Here is a 17,435-nt window from a genome sequence, read left to right on the forward strand (position 1 = left end):
TCTTCTCCTCTCGGTTTCTCCTGTTTATGTGTGTGACGAGTCAGCCTGGATAAACCGGTTATACATGGTATCCATAATGTGCTGAAGCTCGGAGTGCAATGGTTCAAGGATGGTTACACCTTCCATGTTACGCATCATGCCAAGGATGATGGCGCGTCTTGGGGTGAATTCCATGATCTCCTGCCTTAGTATGGCGATGGTCTCAAGTACATCATTTCGTGATTGACCGGCAGGCAGTTCGCTTGAAGCGATATCCTGCATTTCTTTCAGAATATGAACGGGATGCCGCAGCATAGCTGCATCTGGTTGGGGCTCGGCAATCCAGGCAGGCCACTGATCCAGAGGAATAAGAGGTTCTGGCCGATGCTGGAGGCAGCCTCGGGCTGCATAATCCATCATCTGCAAGAGATGGGTTGCCATCTTATTAACCGTAAGGGAAGGCATTTCGGTAAACCAGATTTTGACGTACGACAGGAAAAGCCCATGCGTCAGCAAGATCAGATCAATCGTATAGGGTTCAATCTCGGAGCCGTATAGATCCTCCAGTTTGCTTTTGAACCAATGCAGTGTACGAATCTCAATATCTCTTTGCTGAGGTGTGCAGTGCTCCTTGCGCTGCTGTTCATCATCCATCATCATGCTGCGCAGCTGGACGCGTAAAAATTCCTTCAATTCGGCAACATGAGTCAGTAGCACCTCAATCTGTTTATGTAGCCGCTCTCTGGAGGTCAGGCTGGTTTCATGCTCAATCTGGGACATCTCGTCCAGAAGAATGTACAAGCAATACTCCAGGGTACTGGCTTCCAGCTCTTCTTTGGATTTGAACATCAGATATAAGCTGCCCTTGGACATGCCGCATAACTCGGCAATCTCTTGCATGGAGGTGGCGGCGCTACCCTTGGCAGAAAACAGCTTGAGCGCTGTGGTGATGATCAGTTTTCTTTTTTCATTCATCCCATGGATCGGGTTCATTAAGATTATGTTCACCTCGCTGGGAACTCATGAGTTCTCGAATTGACTTCGCGGTCAAACTAAGTATAAACGATGTGAATGAGGGATTACAAATGTGCACGGTGCAGGGGGTAAAATGAACTGCAAAAAGAGTTGAGAAATGAACAACAAATTGAACAGCAAAGTGTACAGGAAAGTGAGTTGCAAAGTGAATCAAAAAGTGAATTGAAAAAAGTTTATTATCGAGCTGTAGAGCTGTACGTCGTACTTTTGGGGAGGAATATGGAGAACGTGAAAAAAGCAACAAAACGCATCAAACGCATCAAGAAGGCTTCAAGCATGTATGCCTGGCCGCACGACTGATCATCTTGATGAACCAAACTCATTACACCACGCGCCAGCAGATGCATGCGGTGCAAACGCAACGAAAACACATCAACACATCAAGAACGCTTCAAGAACGCTTCAAGAACGACTCAAGAACATAGTGAAAATTTATTCTAACGATTACAGCGGAGCTTATTTGAGCAATATACATCCTTTTGAAATTCTAACGATCACCACAGACCTTATTTTGCTGAAAACACAAGTTAAACGTCCATTTTCGCATCAAAATCCTGAAATAAGCTCTCCTGAGATCGTTAGAAAAATAAAACCTTCAATATGGCCCAAATAGCGTTACTGGTGATCGTTAGAAATAAAATGCATGAACCGCGCTACTTCGAAAAGGTAAAGAGAGAAAAAATTAAGGAATATCGAATGAAGGAAAGTAAGCCAGGCAAAACAAGCAAAACAAGAAAGGGTAAGTAAAGTAAAGTAAAGTAAAGTGAAGTGAAGTAAAGAAGGGAAATGGGGCGAAAGCGAAGGAGAGCGCAACCAGAAAGAAATGAAAGTAATCCAATGTAAATTAGAATACTTTAGAGCAAATTAAAGAAGATATAATACAGTTCAATGAAAGAAAATAAAGCTAAAAAGAATAAATGTAAATCCAAGCAAAGCATAGAATAGCAAGCCAAAGCAAAAAAAGGGAGAAAAGCAGTGCACATCAAAGCGAAACAAAACAATCCAATTCAAGTAAATCCAAGTGAAGTGAGAGCAGACTATGATCCTCCCTGGAAATCGTAAATAGCAAGCAGAATGATTGCTCCCAAGAAAACGAGATAGAAAAGTGCCAACACTATCAAAAACGAGTATCCGGTATATGCACCGATACGTGCCAACCATTTTTTCATCAAGAAGTGCCCTCCTGCATTTCAATGAACTAGTGACAAGGTTTAGTTGCCTATTACATTATATCCCAAAGTACCTATTGAATCTAAAAATGTGCCAAAAAAAATCACCTAAAAAAATCACATATAAAATTATACCTGCAAAAAAAGACGACTCCCTGTATGAAGTCGCCTTTCTGGATATAGACTGAATTTGATTCTCCATTACGTTACGTAACGATTTTCAACCCTACCGCTGCTACCAAAATCATCGCAATGAATAGCAGCCGCTTCGCTTCTTTTCGTTCACCAAACAGAAGCATACCTGTCACCGTACTTCCTACTGTACCAATTCCTGTCCATACCGCATAGGCCGTACCCATAGGAATAGATGTCATGGCGTAAGACAACAGCGAGAAGCTGAATACAAACGATACCAGCATCAGGACAATATAAGGCCAGCCCTTCCGTGTGGAAGCCCCGTTAATGCCGATGACCCCAAAAATTTCACAGATTCCTGCACCTACAATCGCAAGCCATGCCATTAGACGGCACCTCCTTTAACCTGTGGTTTCTGGTTTTCCTGCTGATCCGTGACGAGCTTCAGCCCAATGACACCGCAGAGCAGCAGTCCGATCAGCAGCATTTTAACCAAACGGAACGGCTCACCAAACAACAGCATTTCGGTCAAAACCGTACCGGCTGTACCGATCCCTGTAAACACGGCATAGACCGTACCAACAGGTAATCTTTTGGCAGCAGCAATAATCAAGCCGAAGCTGATAATAATGGCGAGTCCCGTCAATGACCATTGCCAAGCATTGGAAGCATGTTTCAGTCCGCTAACCCAGACAATCTCAATAATGCCTCCTACAAAAACGTATAACCAGTTGCGGTTCATGATGTTCAATCTCCTTCTGGCACAACAGAGTGTGCCTTTTCATTCAAGCTGTGTATGCCATTCCAAAAGACAGGCCAGGAAGCATCGAGCCGTCTCTTATACCTGCGTGAGCTTCCGTAAATAATCTCAACCGTGATGCCATCGAGAAAGGTCATAAAAGCAATAGCGGCCTGCTCGGCAGGAATAGGTGGAAGATCCCCTTCGCGAATCGCGCGCTGCAACAGCCTGGACAATGCACGCTCCATGCCGTCCAGAAATGGATACACCAGATCCATCACTTGGCTGTACAGATCAGGCGGTGGGTAATAACAGTTTCGAAGCATCAGCCTGGCAGAGGCATGATCCTGATACTCCTGCTCAAACCACGTCATCATCCCCCGCAAACGTGCTTCCAGCGGCATATGGGCGTGATCGCGGAAATATTCCAAGGTATGTCGCCGTACTTCATCAAATGCATGATCCAGCGTGTGCATAAACAAGTCTTCTTTACAGCTGAAATGCGCATATATCGAGGGTTTCTTAATCCCGACTTCATCAGCTATCGCTCTCAAGGAAGCCCCTTCATAGCCGTCTCTGGCAAAATGAAACAGGGCCGCGTCCCGGATGGTATAAGCAGTCATTATATTCACCTTCCTAACGGTCGTTAGGTAATATCTTTTCACACATTAGATCCCCTGTCAAGATCGAAAAACACAAAATACACCCGCCGCACAGGAAGAGTGCAGATGGATGTATTAGATAAAGGATATGTTGTAACCTGAACTCGCAATATGGGTTGGCCATTGAAAGATTATTTTGTCATGAGGTGTCTGTGTAAATTGTAAATAAGTCTTAGTTCAGCGAATATATAGGCACCGATCAGAAGGTAGTGAAGCCCAGAATGAGCTGCAGTTTATACAAAATGCCTTTCAGGAAGGTTGTTTTCTCCTGGAACTCTTCCAGATTCAAGGTGAATTCGGCATCCTTGTTTGTCCATATACGCTCGAAGTAATTTGCCACGTCTATCGTAAATGAATTGTCTGCAGGGGCTGCAACCCACACATTATTCTCCAAATTATAATCATTTAGATTCCGTGGAGTGAAGTTGGTTGAACCGCCGAGCACGATATGATCGCCGGTAGCTTTTGCAATATAAATCATCTTGGTGTGATATTGCTCCTTGGTTGTGTTATACCAGCGAACCTGGATTTTGCCGTTTGATTTGTGATGCAATTCTGCTGCCACGGGCCGATTAGGGATACCGATCTTCTCCTGACCAAAGGCGTTTTCGTTAGGGTCAAGCACAAGCCGGATGTCGGTTCCTCGCTCTGAGGCATCCAGTAACGCTTCCAGCACTTTTGGTGAGGCGATGTAGAACATGCCCATCCAAATGGTATCCCCCTGGCCTGTCTGGCTAAGCTCATCAAGCAAGGCATCATTGACTTTGCCTTCGGTTACATATCGCAGGCGTATAGGCCTATCATTTTTATTGGCTTCCTCGGAAGGTTTGTTATAGACAGGCAGCTGACCTCCCCCGGACATATTCACAACGGCTTGCTCCGATTGAATAATATCCCCAATGATTGGGCCGGTAACCTCAAAGCCAATGTTCGAGTGATATGCACTAGGGTCATGAATGTTACCTGACGAGACGATGGCTGTTTTTTCGCTGACAACCACCTTACGGTGATTGGCCTTTACGTTCAGCAATTTCAGATAGGAACGCACCGTAACATCCGGGCTATCTGATGCCATCAGGTTAGGAATCCAGCCTTTACCGGACTGACCAAACCACTGGAAGAACGTACGCCAGACTGCAGAATACACCGGAGTAGAGTCGCGCAGTGGATCAACATTGGTGATGACAACTTGAATATCGGCCTGCTTCAACTGCTCCAGCAGCGGATTGGGAGCCGAGTTATAGTTGGTGTTCACTTCATCGGTAATGAACCAGATGTTCATATCGGGCTGTTTCATTTTTTTGGCAATGAGCGCATCGGTAAACTCCTGACTGACAGGTGGAAAGTTCTGTCCTTTGTGCTGATAGTTGTTGAACAGAAACATATCCACCACAACAAACTGCTCGGCATCTTCAACCACCTGAAGCATGCGCTGGAAAATTTGCTGTTCATGTTGCATCTGTCCATCGGCTGATGGGTACGTAAGGTCATGCAGGAACTCCACGTTCTGCACCCGGTATTCCGGGCTTTCATAAGAGATTCCTGGTGGTAGCGGTTTATAGGTCTGGTAGAGCATCACGGCAATGAGCCACAGGATAAGTAGTGCAATTGCTGTGCGTATGTATGGAAATTTGCCGCGGGCAGATGTGCAGTCAGAGGTATGGCGGCGCAATGAGAACAACGTGGGACTCCCCCTTTCTGTACTTGCTGACGTTTATTACCACAGGTGTAGCGATGTTGACGCAGGAGACCTGAACGGATGTATGTTACAGGCCGGCACCACAATTTAGAGTGTGTTCATCGACAGGTGTAAAACCGTTGTGTATAATGAACGTATTATTTTTGTAGAACGTTTATGGAGAGAAAGTAGGTAATCATGTGTATTCCATCAAACAAGTCGCTGCCATGTTAGGCATTCAGGCGGTCACGCTCCGGGCTTGGGAGAATCGATATGATGCAGTCACCCCTGAGCGTACAGAATCGGGTTATCGCATGTATACAGAAGAGAATGTGGCAGACTTGCGCTGGCTGAAGGAGCAGATCGATCAGCATCAGACCAATATCTCCGAGGCTGTACGCAGGTTAAAGGTTCGGAAGAATAATAATCCTGACCCTGCTTCGCCTGTACCGATGGTTCCTCCGGTACCTGTGATGGAAGAGGCTTTTGCACAGATCGCCGATCAGATCTATGAATCGCTCTATCATTTTCAAGGTGAGCGTGCCAACAGTTTGATTGATTTTGGTTTCACGATGTATGGATATGACAGCATGTTCTATCATGTGCTCGTACCAATCTTGGTACGAGTTGGAGACGCATGGGAGGCCGGGCGTGCAACGGTCGCACAGGAGCACTTCATGACACAACTGATCTCACAACGATTTTATCAGTTTTTCCATCTGTTCCCGATCTATCCGCATTTGCCTAAAGTGCTGGCTCTTTGTCCGGAAGGGGAGCATCATCAGGTTGGTTTATTGTTATTCTCTTTATTCATGCGCAAAAATGGAGCGGAAGTCCTGTATCTCGGAGCCAATACACCGGAAGAAGGGATATTTCCAATTCTGCGTGAACAGAAGATCAAGCTGGTCTGTCTATCGATTACGAGCCCTGGGCTTGTAGAAGCCTGCGATGAGTTGATTGGCCGGATTCAGGACGAGTTTCCTCATGTTCGTTTTGTGCTGGGTGGCAAAGGTTTTGAACGTGCGAAGCAAGCCCGTCACCCGGAATGGATTATGCCTGAAGATTCGGCAGACTGGCAGTCCTGGATTGAACGGGAGTATTTTACGAATATGCCTCCAAGTGCCGAACAAGCGAGAGGATAATAATTGAACATAAAGCGAATGCTAACGGAATAGATTCATATATAGAGGACATCCTTTGATCCAATGATCAAGGGATGTTTTTTTGTTGATTGTTCAGGCCAAAACGTATAAATAAACACTAATTTGACCCGTTGGTCATTTTATGTTTTACTTGTCGTATAATATTTGTACACCATTTGTATAATGTTTTTTGATTTACCCGCTTGAAGTGTTTCGCTACGGTTTAATAATAGGTTAGGGGCTTGAGAACTAGAGATGGTCCTACATAGGAAGGTGAGTGGCATGATACCGAATCAACAACGCAAACGTGCAGCTGTCATTGGCGCAGGTCCAGGTGGACTTGCAGCAGCCATGTTACTGTCCGGTCAGGGATATGAGGTTGATGTGTACGAGAAACAACCAGCTATTGGCGGACGTTCTTCCCGTCTGGAGCTTGGTGAATACAAGTTTGACCGCGGGGCTACCTTCTTGATGATGCCTCAGTTAATTGAAGAGATGTTTGATATGGTTGGACGCAAGTTGTCTGATTATGTAGATATGAAAGAACTGACCCCGCTGTACGCTTTGAACTTTGGAGATAAGGTATTCACACCTTCACGCAATCGGGAAGATACAGCAGCGCAGATCAAAGAGCTGTTCCCCGGCAATGAAGAGAATTACCTGCGGTACATGCGAGACGAGGAAGTGAAGTTTGGCAAAGTGATGCCCCTGCTCCGCCGTCCGTTTGGCAAGCTTACCGATTATTTACGCAAAGATGCGATTACCGCACTGCCCAAGCTTGATATAAATAACACCGTTTACGGCATTCTTTCCCGTTATTTTACCGATGAACGTCTGCGCTGGTCATTTACATTCCAGTCCAAATATCTGGGCATGTCCGCCTGGGATTGTCCGGGAACCTTTACGATTCTGTCGTTTATCGAACACCAATATGGGCTTTTCCATCCGATCGGCGGTGTGAATCGTATATTCCAGGCGATGGCCGATGTCGTTGAGGAGAATGGTGGGCGTATTCACACCAGTACACCGGTGAAACAGGTTCTCGTTCGTAATGGTCACGCCGAGGGTATATTGCTCGAAAATGGCGAACGGATCGAAGCCGACCATGTGGTACTTAATGCCGATTTTGCCCATGCAGTGAACCATCTGTTCGAACCTGGCGTACTTAAAAAATATACACCGGAAAAAATGAAACAAAAAAAATATTCCTGTTCTACAGCCATGTTGTATCTCGGTGTAGATGGCGAGATCGACCTGCCGCATCACTCGATCTATTTTCCGGAAGATTACCGGGTGAACGTAGACGAAATTACCAAGCACAAAATTTTATCGGCAGACCCGTCTCTATATGTTCATAACCCATCCAGACTCGATCCGACACTCGCTCCTGCAGGAAAATCTGCACTTTATGTGTTGATGCCAACACCAAACCTTACAGGAGACATCGATTGGGAGGCGGAACGAGCGAAGGTACAGGAAGACATGTTGAAGCGGCTCGAAGCGATCCCTGAGCTGGCAGACATTCGTGGCCGGATTGAAGAATGCATGCTGTTCACACCGCTGGATTGGCAGAATGAGCTGGATGTATACCAGGGGGCAACGTTTAATATGGCACATAATCTGGGCCAGATGATGTATCTCAGACCACATAATCAGTTTGAGGAATTGGAACACGTTTGGCTGGTGGGTGGAGGTACGCATCCGGGCAGCGGTTTGCCAACCATTTTCGAATCGGCACGAATCAGTGTCAGATTGATTCAGGAAGAGGATGCACGAAGACGTACCAAGCCATCCTCTTACGTGAAGACAGCCCAAGCCGGAGGACAATCATGAAGCGGGCTGCTGTTGTAGGTGCAGGAATTGGAGGACTTACCTCAGCGTTGCTGCTGAACCGTCAGGGATGGGATGTTACCGTCTATGAGCGAGGGTCCCGCGTGGGTGGCCGGATTGCTTTTGAACAGGAAGGTGATTACCGGATTGATCAAGGTCCGACCATTGTACTGTTGCCGGAGATGCTGCTCGGCATTCTGGAAGAGGCAGGTGTGGATCGCTCCAAGGTCGAGCTGCTGCGCTGTGACCCGTTATACCGGGTGCATTATCACAGTGGGCGCGTTATGACCAAGATGACAGACCGGGAGGAGCAGACCGCAGAGATTGAACGGTTGTTCCCGGGAGAAGGCCGGGGGTTCAACAGGTTTATGAAGGATATGGACACGTTGTTCCCCGCAGGCCGGGCAGCGTTTCTGGAACAGATGTTTCCGCGCAAAAGGGATTTCTTCACCCCCTCGCTCATGTCACTTATGGGCAAGCTGCGTGCACACAAGAGTGTGCGTAAGGCTGTGGGGGATTACTTTGAACATGAAGAATTGCTGGATGCCTATTCGCTGCAAAGCTTGTATATCGGTGGATCGCCCTTTGGCACGCCGGGGATTTATTCCTTGCTGCCTTATGCCGAGCATGAATATGGCATCTGGATGGTGAAGGGTGGTTATGCGGCTCTGCCCGCTATTCTCGAACAGGAACTGCTCTCTCGCGGCGGCAAGATCAAGCTGAATACAGAAGTGACTGGACTAAAGATCATCAACGGAGTATGTAAGGGGATTGAAACGGCTGACGGTGCTGAACATGTGGATGCTGTGATCTATAACGGGGATTTTCCGAACTTGAGCGGGTTGCTGAAACAAGTGCCAGAAGCACCCGTGAAACGGAAGCCTTATCGCCCTTCATCGGGGTGTGTGCTGATCTATGCCGGAGCAGACAAAAGGTGGGAGGATGCCACAACGCATCAGTTTTTCTTGCCTCCAAGCCTGGATGGCAGTTTACGCGAAGTTTTTAACGAGCGCCGCGTTCCGGCTAAACCTTCGTTTTACGTATTCAATCCGGCTGCGGTGGACGAAACGGCTGCAGCCCCGGGACAGAGCGTATTGTATTTCCTCATTCCGGTACCGGATGCTGAAGGCGTGAACTGGGAACACGAGAGTGAGGCGCTGGCAGAACATGTGCTGGAAGAGGCAGAGCGGAGGGGATTCCCGGGTTTACGTGCAGCGCTGCAATGGAAAAAGGTACGTACACCTGCTGACGCCGCGCGTGATGGTCTTTATGGTGGAGGAAGCTTCGGCATTGCACCTGTTCTGTTTCAGTCGGGTGTGTATCGACCGCAGCCCAAGCCGTTTCCGAAGATACAAGGATTATACGCCGCTGGAGCATCGGTGCATCCAGGGGGCGGAGTGCCCATCGTCATGCAAGGTGCAAGGATGGCTGTCAATCAACTCATGAAGGAGATGGGGAAATGAATGAAGCAATATTGAGCAGATGCGAAGAGTTGATGCAGAAGGGCTCCTCGTCTTTTTATCAAGCATTCAAAGGGCTGCCAAGTCCGCGCCGTGAGGCAGTATATGTCATCTATGCGTTTTGCCGCATGATTGATGACAGTGTGGATGAGCCGGAGCAATCAACATATACAATTCATGAGATTCATGATTTGTTTGAACGCCTTGAAGAAGCGGAGGGACATTTTATCTGGCCAGCACTGAGATGGTTGTTCAGCAGCTTCCCTCATCTGGACAAAGGCCCGTTTTTTCGTCAGATGGAAGGCCAATTAACGGATCTGGAAGTAACTCATTATACAACGCTGGAACAACTGGAACATTACTGTTATCTGGTTGCTGGAACCGTAGGTGAGATGCTGCTGCCTGTGCTCCGTAATGATAACGGTGCGGAAGTGGCAATGAACGGCATTGCACTGGGTAAAGGCATGCAGATTGTGAACATTATTCGGGATGTGGGCGAAGACCGGGCAAGAATGCGGCGTTATGTGCCACTGGAGATCATGGAGAAACACGGATACTCCGAACAGGACTGGGAGGACGGCATTGTCGATGAACGATTTATTGCGATCATTCAGGATCTGAAAGCAGCAGCGCTGGACTGGTTCCGGATCGGCATGGATCGTCTGGACACCTATCCGGCAGAGAGTGCCTTTTCAATTGAACTGGCCGCAGCTTTTTATTCAACCATCCTGCACGCTGTGGAGCGCAACGACTACGATGTGTATACAAAACGAGCGTATGTCAGTGATGAATTGAAACTGGAGATGCTGGGTGCGATTGTGAAACGTTATCCGATGCTGGCTTATCAAGCTTCCCGAATGGCGGTATCCTGATGATCCAGTGGGTATACTGGGTATGGTACGCCATTGGTGCCATCCTGATGCTTACGATTGGTGTGCCTGAGGTGTTATCCTTCTCCAATGGACTGTTCCTTGTGTTCTATGCACTGTACGTGCTTGACCTTATATATCAGCAGCATCACCGATCTGACCTGCCCGACCAGTCAGTCAAATGGCTGCGTCCCGGCCTCTGGATATCTTCCTTTATCATCTGGCTGGGCGGGATGGGTGTGGAGTGGATCGGTGTACATACACACTGGCCTTTTGGCGAATACGCCTATTCCGACTTCTTCGGCATCCATCTGTTTAGTGTCCCGGTGACGCTGGGGTTCGCATGGATTGCGGTTGTTGGTAATTCGGCGCTGATCAGTGGCGGCGGATCAACATGGGGCGGTAAGCTTGTTCGGGCGCTCAAGACTGGATTCTGGGCGATTGTGCTGGATTTCGTACTTGACCCGGTCGCTCATGCAAGGGGATTTTGGGAATGGCAGGCTCCGGGCGGGTTCTATGGTGTCCCATGGACAAACTACATCAGTTGGTTCATCATGGGTGCATTTCTGTCTCTCTTTTTGCCAGCCATGCCGAAGGATCGACGTTCCTTACTCCGGGCAAAGTGGCTGTATCAGCTGTTTATCCTTCTGTTCGGCCTGCTCGCGTTGAAAGAAGGTATAACGGGCAGCTTCATCATTGCCATCGCAGGTGTGTTGCTTGCCGAGGGGAGCTGGTTGTATGATCCGCGCCGTAAAGTCCAACGCGTTTGACCGAGTCTTCTCGCTGTACAATCATTATTACCTGCTGCGCAGACGTTTTCGCTCGTTCACGCTCTCGGGTTCACTCGACCCGCAGATAATGGATGGTAACGGCGGGAGCCAGATGGTATCTATGGCACCAGATCAGCCCGTCGTTTATTTTATGAATCACAGCTCGTGGTGGGATGGTCTGCTGCTGTACCATGCGGCGAAGCAAACTTCACGCGGTGATCATTATGTGATGATGGAGGAGCGGCAGCTTCGGCAGTATGCTTTTTTTCGCAAACTCGGAGCGTATTCGATCAACAAGGACAGTGCATCTGGTGTGCGGGCGTCTCTGCAATATACGAATGAGTTGCTGGCTGCTGGCAAAAGGGTCTGGATTTTCCCGCAGGGTGAAATTCTGCATCAGGAGGCTCGGCCGATTCAATTTCGTCCAGGCATTGGGTTAATACTTCGCCGTTTCCCGCAGGCTATTGCCGTGCCGGTTACATTATGTCATGGCATGGTTCAGCACGACCTGCCGGAAATCTCCATGCAGGCTGGCCCGCCGATCATGGAAGATTGGAAAGCATGGAAGAGTGAAGAGATTGCACAGCGGCTGGGTCGTATGCTCGAACAGCAGCTGGATCATCACAGGACAGAGCTAATTCGGCTTGGGCAAGGAAGTTTAACGGATGCACAACCTCTGATTAGGGGTACACGTTCCACTAGCGAAAAGTACAATGAAGCACGAAAGCGGGTGAACCGATAACATGAACGGGAGTATGAATACAGCTGAAATCCTGTGGATGTGTCTGGTTGGATGGCTGCTTGTGCAGTGGTTATTCGCCATATGGAACGCTTCCTGCCTGCCTAGAGTTCGTTCATTCCGTACAGCAAGCATACAGCCGCCCGATCAGCTTGTGTCGGTATTGATCCCCGCCCGTAATGAACGAATACATATTGAAGCATGTTTGGAAAGTGTGCTTGCCAGCGATACGAAGGGGTTTCGTATGGAAGTGCTGGTGCTGGACGACCGCTCGGAAGACGAAACTGCCGTTTTGGTTCAGGCCATCGCTGATCGAGATTCACGCATACGTTTGCTACGGGGGGCAGAACTACCTGCGGGCTGGATGGGTAAATCCCATGCCTGTCACCGATTGGTTCAGGAAGCGCAGGGGGACTGGTTTATGTTCGTGGATGCAGACGTTCGGGTCAAGCCCGATGCCATTCGGCAAACCCTTTCTGCCGGGTGCGCGCAGGGAGGCGGACTGGTTACCGGCTTTCCCTATCAGGTCGCGAAGACCTGGATGGAAAAGCTTGTCGTGCCGATGATGATGTTTACGATCATCAGTCATTTGCCTATTTTTATGATACGCAGGTCAACCAGTCCGCTGTTTGTCGCCGCTACGGGGGCTTTTTTGCTTATTCATCGAACAAGTTATGAAGCTTCTGGTGGTCATGCAGCTATTCAAGGGCATCTGGTGGACGACATGAGTCTTGCCAAAGCGGTCAAACGTGCCGGTTATCCAGTCATGCTCGCAGATGTACATGACGTCACGAGTACGCGAATGTATCAGAATGGGACAGAAGTCTGGAACGGCTATAAGAAAAATATGTACGAAGGCATGGGGCGCAAAGACGTGCTGCTGCTGGGTACGATGCTGATGTACTTCATGATGTATATTGTTCCGCCGCTGGGTTTTGTGGCAGGGCTATTAACGGGAAATGAAACCTCAATGTTGTACGGATTCATAGGCACGTTGCTTGGCATGGCGGTAAAACGAGTATCCGACCATGTTGGAGGTCAGCCGTGGTGGCTGGCTCTTTTTCAACCGATCAGCATGGCTTGTGTCATTGCCATCGGTCTGGCCTCATGGCAGGCGGGTCGATCCGGTAAAGGGTATGTATGGAAAGGCAGGCGGTATAGCTGATGCTTAATGTACAAGGGAACGGTGAAGGTACAGAAGGTAATAAAAGAACAGGTGCACCGCTGGGAAAAGGGATGAAAATGGATAACGGGCACCAGGCGGAGGCCACTAGCGGGAATAACTTAAAACAGGATGTCATTATTATCGGTGCAGGGTTCGGTGGTCTGTCCTGTGCGATCCGCCTTGCTTCGGCTGGCTTACGTGTGACCATTCTGGAGCGGCAGGAGCATGTGGGCGGCAAGCTGCAGCAGATCGAGCAGGACGGGTATCATTTTGACCGCGGGCCGAGCACGATTACGATGCCGGATGCGTTTCGCTCGGTGTTTGATCAGGCAGGCGTGGTGATGGAGAATTATGTACAGCTGTACGAGCTGGAACCTCGAACACGTAATATTTTTGCAGATGGAACCGTGGTCGATCTGTCGAGAAATCGTGGCTGGATGAAGGAGCAGATCGCTGCGTACAGCCCGCAAGATGCGTCGCATTATGATGCCTTTATGGATGAATCTGCTGCATTGTATGCGGAGGCGAATCGCCATTTTCTCGGCAAGCTGCTGCTGAATCCATCCGACAAATATAACCTCCAGATGCTGCGCAGTCTACTTCGGGTACGGCCTACGGTCAAGCTGGATGAGCTACTGCGTCGGTATTTCAGTCATCCACATACACTCGCCATGTTCGGACGATACGCCACATATGTGGGATCATCGCCGTATCTGTCGCCCTCCATTTTTGCCATGATGGGACATGTGGAAGCGGAGGTGGGCATCTACGGGGTCAAAGGTGGAACGTATCAGCTTATTGAAGGCATGACCCGGCTTGCGCGCGAAAAAGGGGTGCAGATTCTGACGGGGGTAGAGGTGCATCAGATCGCGGTTCGGCATGGCAAGGTGGTTGGTGTGGATACGGATCGGGGCTTTATGGAGGCAGATCAGATCGTGGCTAATGGAGATGTGCTTAGTGTAAACCGATTGCTGCTGGCACCAGAGCATCGGAAACGAATGAGTGATGCCCGGATTGCAAAATATGAACCATCCATCTCAGGTTTCGTCACCCTGGCCGGAGTGCGCAGACAATACGATCAGTTGCTGCACCATACGGTCTTTTTCCCAGAGCAGTACAAGCCGGAGTTTGATGATATTTTCCGTGACCGCAGGATGCCTTCCGACCCAACGATATACATCTGTTATTCCGGTTACTCCGAAGCAGGCATGGCTCCAGCAGGAGCCAGCAATTTGTTCATTTTGGTGAACGCGCCATATTTGTCCGAAGCGTGGAGCTGGGAAGAGCAGAAATATCGTTATGGTAAGTTGGTACTGGAGCAATTGGAGGTGCGTGGTATTGGCGGGTTGAAACAATCGGATGTGTTAATCCGTTATACACCGCAACATATCGAACAGGATACGCTTGCTCATCAAGGGTCGATCTATGGAATCTCCTCCAATTCGATGAAACAAACCTTCATGCGCCCGGGTAACCAAAGCAAAGAGGTGCAGGGACTCTGGTACGTGGGCGGTACAACCCACCCTGGCGGTGGAACTCCGATTGTTACGCTGTCTGGTCAGCTCGTGGGGGAGCAGCTTGCAGTGGAGATGGGGAGGTAGAGCGGGTACTCTGAACCCCTGATAAGGTAATGATTGAGATCATGGGGGGTTGGAGTGTCCTTTCATTAGGCTGAGAGGAACGGTATACTGGATGGAGTTGTCTATTAATGGGCGCTATCATATATAGGTTGTTTAAGAGCCGAATGATTAAGATGAGCGGTTAACGACACAGGATGATTTATTTGATAGGTGTGAATGGATAGAACGATGTGTGACTGCCACCAGTCCATTACACCGCATTTACATAGAAACAAGAGGTACAGAGCAACTCATCATGGGGTAGGGAGCAAACAACGCAGGCGAGCCTACCCTGCAAATCATTCTCACATAGGAGGTCTCATCATGAACGAACAAGAGCGAGCCGGCAAACGGCTGCTGCCCGAAGTGGCAACGGGAGAACGGAAGCTGGAGCACGTGCGCCTCTGTCTGGAAGAGAATGTGGCAGGAGAAGGCATCACGAGCGGATTGGAGAAGTATGCGTTTCGACATCATCCTCTGCCGGAGCTGGATTTTGAAGAGGTGTGTCTCGACACTTCGTTCCTTGGCAAAAAAATGCGCACACCCTTGCTCATCAGTTCGATGACGGGTGGAAGCAAAACGACAGGCGCCATCAATGAGCGCCTGGCACGTGTAGCGAACGCCAGAGGCTGGGCGCTCGGCGTAGGCTCGATCCGGGCTGCCGTGGAGCAGCCGGAACTCGCGAGCACATTTGATGTCCGACGCTGGGCACCGGACATCCCGGTTATCGCGAACCTGGGCGCGGTTCAGCTGAACTATGGCTTCAGCACAGCTGATTTCCAGCGTGCCGTGGATATCGCTGGCGCGGATCTGCTTGTGCTGCATCTGAACACATTGCAAGAGGTATTCCAGCCCGAAGGCAATACGAATTTCAGCGGCCTGTATCAGCGAATTGAGACATTATGCCGCGAGTTGGACGTGCCTGTTGGTGTGAAGGAAGTTGGTTTTGGCATCGATGGTGTGACGGCACAGCGACTGTACGAAGCAGGTGTAGCCTTCATCGATGTGGCTGGTGCGGGGGGGACAAGCTGGGTGCAGGTGGAGAAGTATCGTAACAATAACCCGGTACGCCGGGCGGCAGCGGAAGCCTTTGCCGATTGGGGCATTCCGACTGCCGAATGCATCCAGGATGTACGCGCGCTGAACCCCGATGGGGCGCTGATCGGTAGCGGCGGGCTGCACACTGGCGTGGACGCCGCCAAAGCACTTGCGCTGGGTGCCGACCTCGCAGGCTTTGGCCGCTCGCTACTCGAATCCGCCGTCACGTCCGACGAAGCGCTGTCCGAGCGGCTGGAGCAGGTCGAATTCGAGCTACGCACCGTCATGTTTGGCATCGGCGCAGGCAGCGTTGCAGAGGTGAAGCGGACAGAACGTCTGGTTGAGCGGCGGTAATGTTGTTGGGGTTGGGTTGACATGGAAGTCGAGGACTCAGAGTGCAGAATCGAAGTTTAGTAAGCGGTGGAGTGGGAGTATCAGTTCAGACGCTCTAACGATCTCACAGAACCTTATTTCGCGCATTCTGCAGCCTGTGAAAATCTAACGATCACCAGAAGCGCTATTTGTGCGAAAACCTGCAGAAATGGACAGGAAACGTGACTTTTTAAGTAAATAAGCTCTCTGGTGATTGTTAGAATCTCAAAGTGACCAAAAAGGGGTAAATAGCGTCGCTGGTGATCGTTAGAATTTGTGGACTCTCATCTGGCACTCGCTGATCGTTCGATGTAGGAATGGAATATGCGAGTGAAAGGGATTTCGTGGTGCGAACCCCAAGCTCACATGATTTCCTTGGGGGATTCGCACCAGTATTCTTATGTTTTCGTGACCTTTTGGCAACAGTGTGTGGTTAAATTGGGGTGTTTTTGAAGTCACTGGCAAGGTTATTTGATACAATATGAAGAAGATACGTCATGCGAATTAGATGTTACAACTTTACTACGTCTGTTTTTGCTGTCGCACTCCGTATGGAGTGCGTGGATTGAAATTATTTGCTCACGTGTAACTCCGTTATCAAAGCACCGTCGCACTCCGTATGGAGTGCGTGGATTGAAATTGGATACAGGTCAGATATGGTTACGAATGCCGTTTCAGTCGCACTCCGTATGGAGTGCGTGGATTGAAATTCATGCATGGGCTGGAGAAGGTGGGATCATTGAAGTCGCACTCCGTATGGAGTGCGTGGATTGACATGATTAAGCGCACATGGGTTGCCACTTGCTTTCCTCGTCGCACTACTTGTGGATTGATTTGATCTAGGCAGGGTAATGTAGAAACATTTGATTTCCGTATCATAGAAATGATAAAAAACACTCAGCCCCATCTTTTATCTAATCAGATGGGTTTGAGTGTTTTTTATGTTTAAAAGAGTACTTTTCATGTTCGTTGTTACGTGTGCAATACAGTTTATTTATCTTCTGGTCCGTACACAAGCACGTCCGTAAGAGAGT

18 protein-coding genes are annotated in these 17,435 nt (G+C 49.1%); 12 read left to right on the forward strand and 6 right to left on the reverse strand.

The window, feature by feature from the left end:
- Positions 1-24 precede the first annotated feature (24 nt).
- Positions 25-954 (reverse strand): TetR/AcrR family transcriptional regulator, encoded by a 930-nt coding sequence (locus ACR8BL_RS19305; RefSeq protein WP_434756405.1) that lies wholly within the window; start codon positions 952-954, stop codon positions 25-27.
- 150 nt (positions 955-1,104) lie between these two features.
- Here ACR8BL_RS19305 and ACR8BL_RS19310 point away from each other — a divergent pair, with 150 nt between their 5' ends.
- Both ACR8BL_RS19310 and ACR8BL_RS19315 read left to right on the forward strand, forming a co-directional pair.
- Positions 1,105-1,314 (forward strand): hypothetical protein, encoded by a 210-nt coding sequence (locus tag ACR8BL_RS19310; RefSeq protein WP_434749118.1) that lies wholly within the window; start codon positions 1,105-1,107, stop codon positions 1,312-1,314.
- Positions 1,295-1,627, forward strand: coding sequence for a hypothetical protein (locus tag ACR8BL_RS19315; RefSeq protein ID WP_434749119.1), 333 nt, complete (start codon positions 1,295-1,297; stop codon positions 1,625-1,627). The genes ACR8BL_RS19310 and ACR8BL_RS19315 overlap by 20 nt, the downstream gene beginning before the upstream one ends.
- Positions 1,628-2,051: 424 nt before the next feature.
- Here ACR8BL_RS19315 and ACR8BL_RS19320 read toward each other — a convergent pair whose 3' ends face one another.
- The 5 genes from ACR8BL_RS19320 to ACR8BL_RS19340 form a co-directional block, all read right to left on the reverse strand.
- On the reverse strand, positions 2,052-2,183 hold the full coding sequence (locus tag ACR8BL_RS19320) for a hypothetical protein (protein WP_434749120.1): 132 nt from the start codon (positions 2,181-2,183) through the stop codon (positions 2,052-2,054).
- Between the two features lie 206 nt (positions 2,184-2,389).
- Complete coding sequence (locus ACR8BL_RS19325; RefSeq protein ID WP_434749121.1) at positions 2,390-2,704, reverse strand: DMT family transporter; 315 nt, start codon at positions 2,702-2,704, stop codon at positions 2,390-2,392.
- Complete coding sequence (locus ACR8BL_RS19330) at positions 2,704-3,060, reverse strand: DMT family transporter (RefSeq protein WP_434749122.1); 357 nt, start codon at positions 3,058-3,060, stop codon at positions 2,704-2,706. Before ACR8BL_RS19330 ends, ACR8BL_RS19325 begins: the two co-directional genes overlap by 1 nt.
- Before the next feature lie 5 nt (positions 3,061-3,065).
- Positions 3,066-3,680 carry a TetR/AcrR family transcriptional regulator gene (locus ACR8BL_RS19335; RefSeq protein WP_434749123.1) on the reverse strand — a complete coding sequence of 205 codons (615 nt, stop codon included), beginning with the start codon at positions 3,678-3,680 and terminating at the stop codon, positions 3,066-3,068.
- 238 nt (positions 3,681-3,918) lie between these two features.
- Positions 3,919-5,400, reverse strand: a complete 1,482-nt coding sequence (locus ACR8BL_RS19340; protein WP_434758263.1) for a phospholipase D family protein — start codon at positions 5,398-5,400, stop codon at positions 3,919-3,921.
- Positions 5,401-5,597: 197 nt separating this feature from the next.
- Between ACR8BL_RS19340 and ACR8BL_RS19345 the strand changes: the two genes are divergently transcribed.
- The 10 genes from ACR8BL_RS19345 (at position 5,598) to ACR8BL_RS19390 (ending at position 17,175) form a co-directional block, all read left to right on the forward strand.
- On the forward strand, positions 5,598-6,539 hold the full coding sequence (locus ACR8BL_RS19345; protein WP_434749124.1) for a MerR family transcriptional regulator: 942 nt from the start codon (positions 5,598-5,600) through the stop codon (positions 6,537-6,539).
- A gap of 282 nt (positions 6,540-6,821) precedes the next feature.
- Entirely contained in the window at positions 6,822-8,372 is a 1,551-nt protein-coding gene (locus ACR8BL_RS19350; RefSeq protein WP_434749125.1) for a phytoene desaturase family protein, read from the forward strand.
- A complete protein-coding gene (locus ACR8BL_RS19355; protein WP_434749126.1) occupies positions 8,369-9,832 on the forward strand; it encodes a phytoene desaturase family protein in 1,464 nt (487 codons plus the stop codon). The genes ACR8BL_RS19350 and ACR8BL_RS19355 overlap by 4 nt, the downstream gene beginning before the upstream one ends.
- Positions 9,829-10,701 (forward strand): phytoene/squalene synthase family protein, encoded by an 873-nt coding sequence (locus ACR8BL_RS19360; RefSeq protein WP_434749127.1) that lies wholly within the window; start codon positions 9,829-9,831, stop codon positions 10,699-10,701. The genes ACR8BL_RS19355 and ACR8BL_RS19360 overlap by 4 nt, the downstream gene beginning before the upstream one ends.
- Complete coding sequence (locus tag ACR8BL_RS19365; RefSeq protein WP_434749128.1) at positions 10,701-11,468, forward strand: carotenoid biosynthesis protein; 768 nt, start codon at positions 10,701-10,703, stop codon at positions 11,466-11,468. Before ACR8BL_RS19360 ends, ACR8BL_RS19365 begins: the two co-directional genes overlap by 1 nt.
- Positions 11,437-12,210, forward strand: coding sequence for a lysophospholipid acyltransferase family protein (locus ACR8BL_RS19370; protein WP_434749129.1), 774 nt, complete (start codon positions 11,437-11,439; stop codon positions 12,208-12,210). The genes ACR8BL_RS19365 and ACR8BL_RS19370 overlap by 32 nt, the downstream gene beginning before the upstream one ends.
- A gap of 1 nt (position 12,211) precedes the next feature.
- The gene (locus ACR8BL_RS19375) at positions 12,212-13,372 is read left to right on the forward strand and encodes a glycosyltransferase (protein ID WP_434758264.1); all 1,161 of its coding nucleotides are present in this window, start codon (positions 12,212-12,214) and stop codon (positions 13,370-13,372) included.
- A gap of 77 nt (positions 13,373-13,449) precedes the next feature.
- Positions 13,450-14,973, forward strand: a complete 1,524-nt coding sequence (locus tag ACR8BL_RS19380; protein ID WP_434753176.1) for a phytoene desaturase family protein — start codon at positions 13,450-13,452, stop codon at positions 14,971-14,973.
- A 342-nt stretch (positions 14,974-15,315) separates the two neighbouring features.
- Complete coding sequence (gene fni, locus ACR8BL_RS19385) at positions 15,316-16,383, forward strand: type 2 isopentenyl-diphosphate Delta-isomerase (RefSeq protein WP_434753177.1); 1,068 nt, start codon at positions 15,316-15,318, stop codon at positions 16,381-16,383.
- Positions 16,384-17,034: 651 nt separating this feature from the next.
- Positions 17,035-17,175, forward strand: a complete 141-nt coding sequence (locus ACR8BL_RS19390; RefSeq protein WP_434749131.1) for a hypothetical protein — start codon at positions 17,035-17,037, stop codon at positions 17,173-17,175.
- The last annotated feature ends 260 nt before the right edge of the window (positions 17,176-17,435 follow it).

It is taken from the genome of Paenibacillus amylolyticus (assembly GCF_051136285.1).
Classification (GTDB): Bacteria; Bacillota; Bacilli; order Paenibacillales; family Paenibacillaceae; genus Paenibacillus; species Paenibacillus amylolyticus_F.

What these genes read in the sequence shown, in the direction of transcription:
- ACR8BL_RS19355 (WP_434749126.1), top strand. Translation starts at nt 8,369, where the DNA reads ATGAAGCGGGCTGCTGTTGTAGGTGCAGGAATTGGAGGACTTACCTCA.
- ACR8BL_RS19365 (WP_434749128.1), top strand. Translation starts at nt 10,701, where the DNA reads ATGATCCAGTGGGTATACTGGGTATGGTACGCCATTGGTGCCATCCTG.
- ACR8BL_RS19370 (WP_434749129.1), top strand. Translation starts at nt 11,437, where the DNA reads ATGATCCGCGCCGTAAAGTCCAACGCGTTTGACCGAGTCTTCTCGCTG.
- fni (WP_434753177.1), top strand. Translation starts at nt 15,316, where the DNA reads ATGAACGAACAAGAGCGAGCCGGCAAACGGCTGCTGCCCGAAGTGGCA.
- ACR8BL_RS19325 (WP_434749121.1), bottom strand. Translation starts at nt 2,704, where the DNA reads ATGGCATGGCTTGCGATTGTAGGTGCAGGAATCTGTGAAATTTTTGGG.
- ACR8BL_RS19380 (WP_434753176.1), top strand. Translation starts at nt 13,450, where the DNA reads ATGGATAACGGGCACCAGGCGGAGGCCACTAGCGGGAATAACTTAAAA.
- ACR8BL_RS19335 (WP_434749123.1), bottom strand. Translation starts at nt 3,680, where the DNA reads ATGACTGCTTATACCATCCGGGACGCGGCCCTGTTTCATTTTGCCAGA.
- ACR8BL_RS19375 (WP_434758264.1), top strand. Translation starts at nt 12,212, where the DNA reads ATGAACGGGAGTATGAATACAGCTGAAATCCTGTGGATGTGTCTGGTT.
- ACR8BL_RS19360 (WP_434749127.1), top strand. Translation starts at nt 9,829, where the DNA reads ATGAATGAAGCAATATTGAGCAGATGCGAAGAGTTGATGCAGAAGGGC.
- ACR8BL_RS19305 (WP_434756405.1), bottom strand. Translation starts at nt 954, where the DNA reads ATGAATGAAAAAAGAAAACTGATCATCACCACAGCGCTCAAGCTGTTT.
- ACR8BL_RS19350 (WP_434749125.1), top strand. Translation starts at nt 6,822, where the DNA reads ATGATACCGAATCAACAACGCAAACGTGCAGCTGTCATTGGCGCAGGT.
- ACR8BL_RS19330 (WP_434749122.1), bottom strand. Translation starts at nt 3,060, where the DNA reads ATGAACCGCAACTGGTTATACGTTTTTGTAGGAGGCATTATTGAGATT.
- ACR8BL_RS19320 (WP_434749120.1), bottom strand. Translation starts at nt 2,183, where the DNA reads ATGAAAAAATGGTTGGCACGTATCGGTGCATATACCGGATACTCGTTT.
- ACR8BL_RS19315 (WP_434749119.1), top strand. Translation starts at nt 1,295, where the DNA reads ATGCCTGGCCGCACGACTGATCATCTTGATGAACCAAACTCATTACAC.